This is a genomic window from Klebsiella sp. HMSC16A12, from assembly GCF_001808265.1.
Classification (GTDB): Bacteria; Pseudomonadota; Gammaproteobacteria; order Enterobacterales; family Enterobacteriaceae; genus Klebsiella; species Klebsiella pneumoniae.
In genome coordinates, this window is record NZ_KV792642.1 from 233,569 (window position 1) to 239,723 (window position 6,155).

Here is a 6,155-nt window from a genome sequence, read left to right on the forward strand (position 1 = left end):
CCGGGCAAGGCATCGCCGCCGCCCGGCATAAAGGCAGGTACAGCGCCTGATAGCGGTTGCATCGCACCCGCTCTGCGACAGTCGTCGACGGCGACAAACTGGCCATGCTGTAGGGACTGAACCGCCGCTTCGGCAATGGCCTGCGCCTGCAGGCCGTCCAGCAGGCCGGGCAGGTCGGCGACGGTTTCACCATTCAGGGAGCGAATAAAGGCGTCAAGATGCTGGTAATAAGATCCCTGTACCCGGCTGAACCAGTCTGGCCACAGGCCCGGCTCAATGCGCTGATTGCCGCGCCACAGGGTAGGGCCCGCCGGCGACTGGCTACCGGACTCCAGCGCGCCTTCGGCGCCCAGCAGGGTGATCCGTTCATCGTACCCGTGGCCGGTGCGGCGGGTATTGTCCAGCTGCGCCAGCGCGCCGCCGCGCATCTGCATCATCAGGATGGAGGTGTCGACATCGCCAAATTCGGCAATGTCCGGCAGGGCCAGCGCCGCGCCCATCGCTGCTACGGTGCGCACTTCATCGCCAGTGAGAAAGCGCAGGAGATCGAAGAAGTGGATCGCCTGATCGCGCATCTGGCCGCCGGAGCTGCGCAGATAGTCGAGCGGCGGCATGCTGGAGGCGCGGCAGACCATCTGCACCAGCTCGACCCGGCCGATCAGCCCTTGCTCCAGCTGGCGGCGGAGCTGCTGATGGCTGCTATCGAAGCGCCGGTTAAAGCCGACAGTGACCGGCACGTTCAGGGGGAGCACCCGCTCCACCACCTCACGGGCGCGCGCCAGGGAGAGGTCGATCGGTTTTTCGCAATAGACCGCCTTGCCCGCCCTGGCGGCGGCTTCCAGCAGTTCGGCATGCGACGGGGTTGAACTGGCGATCAGCACCGCGTCGATGGCGTCGCTATGGATCGCCTCGCTCACGGTCACCGCCCGGGCGCCATAGCGGGCGGCCAGCGCCTGGGCGCGCTCCGGGGCGGCATCGGCCACCATCGTCAGCGCACTTCCTTCATGACGGGCAAGACTGGCGGCATGAACCTGACCGATAAAACCACTGCCTACCAGGGCAAAACGTTTGCAGATCATTTTTTTCTCCAGAATGGCGAGGGGACGCTGCCACCATAATCGGTTTGCTAAACTCACTGACACTGCCGTTTTGATGGATTTCCATCATGAAGAGAGGGGCGATGAAAAACATTTCACTGGCGATGCTGGCCAGACAGATTGGCGTCGGCGTGGCCACCGTTGACCGGGTGCTGAACGAGCGCGGCGGCGTATCGCCGCAGACCACGCGCAAAGTGCTGCAGGCGGCGCGCGAGGCGGGGCTGAAGCGGATCCTGCCGGAGGAGCACCGCTTTCCCTGGCAGATTGAGGTCTTTCTCAGCAGCAATGACTCGTTCTTCTTTCCGCAGCTGGCGCAGGATTTTGCCGCCGTGGCGGATAGCCTCGGCTATCGCCGTCTGACCTTGCACCGCACCTTTGTCCCGGAGTCGCAGCCGACGACGCTGGCCCGGCGCATTGCGCGCAGTTGCCAGCAACGTCAGGGGATCATCGTCTTCGGCAATGACCATCCCGCGGTGCACGACGCGCTGCGCCGCTGCCGGGAGGCTGGCGTCCCGGCGATCACCCTGGCGACGGACCTGCCCGGCGCCGACCGACTCTGCCACGTGGGGATCAATCAGCTGCAGGCTGGCCGCACGGCGGGGTTAATGCTGGGGAGAATGACGCCGCGGCCCGGCGAGGTGCTGATGGTCAGCGGCCGGCAAGATTACAGCGCGCATCGCCTGCGCATTCAGGGGTTCCGCGAGGTGCTGAGCCAGCGCTTTCCCCACCTGCAGCTCAGCGACGTGCTGGCGGGCGAGGAGCGGCGGGAGCAGATCACCCGCCTGGTGGAGCAAGCCCTGTGCCGCAGCCGGAATATTGTTGGGATCTATAACACCGGGCTTGGCAATACCCAGATTGCCGAGGCGCTGGCCCGCCACCGCCGCGAAGGCGACGTCTGCTGGATCACCCATGAGCGTTACAACACCACCCGGCAGCAGCTGGCGAAGGGCAGCCTGGCGTTAACGCTCGATCAGAACACCCGCCAGCACGCCCAGCTGGCGATCGACCTGATGCTGCGCCATCTGGAGTCCGGCTACCAGCCGCAAACCTATGCCGACGGTAAAGTCGACTTTATCCTCTACAGCGCCGAGAACGTGGACTAAGGCGTGCGGCGCCTCCCTTCCTGACAACACGGATTTCCCCGGCGGGTAAATGCCAACCCCGCCGGGAGAGATCGCTTCAAAGCGTTGTCTGCTTCTCATTTTTCGCTCATTTATGCGGCAATGTTAGATGTCTGTCAAAATTCTGTTACTGCATAGTTTTAAAATTTTCATTTCAGTTATTTACTTATAAAAGTTTCAAATGTCTTGTTAATGAAATAAATGGTCTGAAATCCAGGTTGCGGCGTAAATGGACTGATGTTTCAAAATAGTGATGATAAAACAGCCGTTATTTGTGATTTAGATCACGATGGAGTGCGAGAGGTGCCGCAGCGTCGTCGATATACCAGCAGACATTTGCCGCAACGTAACTGAAATTAATTTTTCATTTTGTTTCATTCACCGGCGTACCTACAAAATCAAGGATCAACTATGAATATTAAGAAAACGATTGTTGCCTCTTTGTTAGCCTGCATGCTGCCTGCGGTGGTTATGGCAAAAGATGTCTCCATTGGCGTCTCGATGGCGCTGTTTGACGATAACTTCCTGACGATCCTGCGTACCTCGATGCAAAAAGAGATGAAAAAAGATGGCGTTAAATCGCAGATCGAAGACGCGAAAGGGGATGTCTCCCAGCAGCTGCAGCAGGTGCAGAACTTTATCGGCCAGGGGGTGGACGCCATTATCGTCAACCCGGTGGATACCAACGCGGTGAAACCGATCATGGATCAGGCCACCAAAGCCGGGATCCCGCTGGTGTTTGTGAACCGCCGTCCGCAGGCGGAGCTGACCGACAAGATGGCCTATGTGGGATCGGACTCTATTCTCGCCGGCCGTCTGCAGATGGAAGCGCTGGCGAAAGCGATGAACGGTAAGGGCAATGTGGCGATCCTGCTCGGCGACCTGGCGAATGAATCCACTCGCGACCGCACCAAAGGGGTGGAAGAGGTGGTAGCGAAATACCCGAACATCAAAATCGTCCAGAAGCAGACCGCGAAATTTACCCGCAATGACGCAGTGGATGTGGTCAGCAACTGGATGACCAGCGGTGAGGATATCCAGGCCATCGCCTCCAACAACGATGAAATGGCGATCGGCGCCCTGCAGGCGCTGGGCAAAAACCCGAACCATATTCTCATCGCCGGCGTGGATGGCACCCCGGATGCCCTGCAGATGCTGAAGAGCGGCAAGATGATCGCCACCATCTTCCAGGATGCGAAAGGCCAGGGTGAAGGCGCAGTCGACGCGGCCATCAAGCTGGCGAACGGCGAGAAAGTGGAAAAAATCATCGATGTGCCGTATCAGCTGATCACCAAAGAGAACATGGCTGAATTTACCAACCGTAATCAGAAATAGTCCTGGCCAACCTGTGATACGGAGGTGGATGTATGAACGCTTTTGCCCTTGAAGCCGAAGGTATCAGTAAGTTCTTCCCCGGCGTGAAGGCGCTCGATAATGTCTCATTGCGCGTGCGTCCGGGAACGGTGCATGCCCTGATGGGCGAGAACGGCGCCGGTAAATCCACGCTGATGAAATGCCTGATCGGTATCTATCGCCCCGATAAAGGGTCGATTCGCGTGAAAGGGGAGCCGGTGGAGTTTACCGACACCATGGATGCGCTGCGCTCGGGGATCTCGATGATCCACCAGGAGCTCAATCTGGTGCCGCATATGACGGTGGCGGAGAATATCTGGCTGGGGCGCGAGCCGATGAAATACGGCTTTGTCGACCACGGCCAGCTGACCCGCCAGACCCAGGCGCTGCTGGATAAGCTCAATATCCGCTTAACCGCTGACCGGCTGGTGGGCGACCTGAGCATCGCCGCCCAGCAGATGGGGGAAGTTGCCAAAGCGGTTTCATGGAACGCGGATATCGTGATCATGGATGAGCCCACCTCGGCGCTGACCGAAGGCGAGGTGGCTCACCTGTTCACCATCATCCGCGACCTGCGCGCCCAGGGTAAAGCGATCATCTATATCAGCCACAAAATGGATGAGATCTTTGCCATCTCCGATGAGATCAGCGTCTTTCGCGACGGCACCTGGGTAGGGAGCAAAAACACCACCGAATTTACCCGGCAGTCGCTGATCACCCAGATGGTGGGCCGCGAATTAACCCAGCTGTTTCCGAAATTTAATAACACCATCGGCGAAGAGGTGCTGACGGTGCGCAACCTGACGCGTCAGGGCGTGTTCCATGACGTCAGCTTTAGCGTACGCCGTGGCGAAATCCTGGGCGTGGCCGGGCTGGTGGGCGCCGGGCGCAGCGAGGTGATGGAAAGCCTGTTCGGTATGGAGCGCTTCGACAGCGGCGAAGTGCTGATCGACGGGGCGCCGGTGACCATCGATTCCCCCTCCGTGGCGATTGAAAAGGGGATGGCATTATTAACCGAAGACCGGAAAAAGTCGGGCCTGTTTCTGGTGCTGTCGGTGCTGGAAAATATGAGTATCGTCAAAATGCCGGAATATATCGGCAAGAGCGGTTTTGTCCAGCACGTGAAAATGGCCGAAGACTGCATGGAGCAAATACGCCGGCTCAATATTAAAACGCCGACGATGGATCAAATTATTAATAACCTCAGCGGGGGGAATCAGCAAAAAGTCCTGATTGCGCGCTGGCTGTTAGCGCAACCGAAAATCTTAATTCTCGATGAGCCGACCCGCGGTATCGACGTCGGGGCGAAGGCGGAGATTTATCATCTTATCAGTGAACTGGCGAATCGGGGGGTGGCGGTGATTATGGTCTCCTCTGAACTGCCGGAAATCCTTGGCATGAGCGATCGGGTCATGGTGATGCATGAAGGTCGTATCACCGGCATCCTGGAAAAAGACGAAGCCGACCAGGAAACCATTTTGTCGTTGGCATCCCATTGAGGCACAGAGAATGAGTAATATGAAATTAACGGCGGCTCCGGCCAGCGAGGGTTCCTCCTTCTTCGCTAATTTGCGGCATAAAATGCCGAAAGATACCGGCATCTTTGTGGTGATGCTGGTGATTGCCCTGACCTTTGAAATCGCCGGCTGGTATGTTCGCGACCAGTCGTTCCTGCTCAATACCAACCGGCTGGTGCTGATTGTGCTGCAGGTGGCGATTATCGGCATCATCGCCGTGGGCGTCACCCAGGTGATCATCACCACCGGGATTGACCTCTCCTCCGGCTCGGTTATTGCCCTTGCGGCGGTGGTGGCGGCCAGCCTGGCGCAAACCTCCGATAGCCTGTCGCCAATGTTCCCGGCGCTGGTCAACCTGCCGGCGGTGATCCCCATTTGCGCGGGGATCGGCGTCGGCCTGCTGTGCGGCCTGACCAACGGTTTCCTGGTGACGCGGACCGGTATCCCGCCGTTTATCGCCACCCTCGGGATGATGGTTTCGGCGCGCGGTCTGGCGCAGTATTACACTCAGGGCAACCCGATCAGCTTCCTCTCCGACAGCTTTACGGCGATAGGCCAGGGTGCGATGCCGGTGATTATCTTCTTCGTGATCGCCGCCGTGTTTCACATTGCGCTGAAGCATACCCGGTATGGCAAATATGTGTATGCCATCGGTGGCAACATGACCTCGGCCAAAGTGTCCGGCATCAATGTGAATAAATATCTGGTGATCGTCTACACCATCGCCGGGGCGCTCTCCGGGCTGGCGGGGGTGGTGCTGGCGGCGCGCGTCAGCAGCGGCCAGTCGAGCATGGGGATGTCCTACGAGCTGGACGCGATTGCCGCCGCGGTGATCGGCGGCAGCAGCTTAATGGGCGGAGTGGGGCGCATTACCGGCACCCTGATTGGCGCGATGATCCTTGGCCTGATCAAAAGCGGTTTTACCTTTGTCGGCGTCGATGCCTATGTGCAGGATATTATTAAAGGCATCATTATCGTTGCGGCGGTAACCATCGATATGCGTCGCAACCGGAAAAAACACTAATCTCATCAACGGGCGGCAACGGCGAAGGATGCCGTTGCCGCCC

4 protein-coding genes and 1 pseudogene are annotated in these 6,155 nt (G+C 58.8%); 4 read left to right on the forward strand and 1 reads right to left on the reverse strand.

The annotated features are described in order from the left end of the window. Positions 1 to 74: 74 nt before the first annotated feature. Positions 75 to 1,079 (reverse strand): annotated as a pseudogene (locus HMPREF3140_RS22870) (Gfo/Idh/MocA family oxidoreductase); the annotation flags it as partial. Positions 1,080 to 1,180: 101 nt separating this feature from the next. Here HMPREF3140_RS22870 and HMPREF3140_RS22875 point away from each other — a divergent pair. From HMPREF3140_RS22875 to HMPREF3140_RS22890, 4 genes are all read left to right on the forward strand, one after another. Further along, positions 1,181 to 2,200 (forward strand): LacI family DNA-binding transcriptional regulator, encoded by a 1,020-nt coding sequence (locus HMPREF3140_RS22875; RefSeq protein ID WP_004191476.1) that lies wholly within the window; start codon positions 1,181 to 1,183, stop codon positions 2,198 to 2,200. 429 nt (positions 2,201 to 2,629) lie between these two features. Then, complete coding sequence (locus tag HMPREF3140_RS22880) at positions 2,630 to 3,553, forward strand: sugar ABC transporter substrate-binding protein (RefSeq protein WP_002892597.1); 924 nt, start codon at positions 2,630 to 2,632, stop codon at positions 3,551 to 3,553. 32 nt (positions 3,554 to 3,585) lie between these two features. After that, positions 3,586 to 5,070 (forward strand): sugar ABC transporter ATP-binding protein, encoded by a 1,485-nt coding sequence (locus HMPREF3140_RS22885; RefSeq protein WP_070553122.1) that lies wholly within the window; start codon positions 3,586 to 3,588, stop codon positions 5,068 to 5,070. Between the two features lie 19 nt (positions 5,071 to 5,089). Beyond that, on the forward strand, positions 5,090 to 6,112 hold the full coding sequence (locus HMPREF3140_RS22890; RefSeq protein ID WP_004152946.1) for an ABC transporter permease: 1,023 nt from the start codon (positions 5,090 to 5,092) through the stop codon (positions 6,110 to 6,112). Positions 6,113 to 6,155 lie beyond the last annotated feature (43 nt).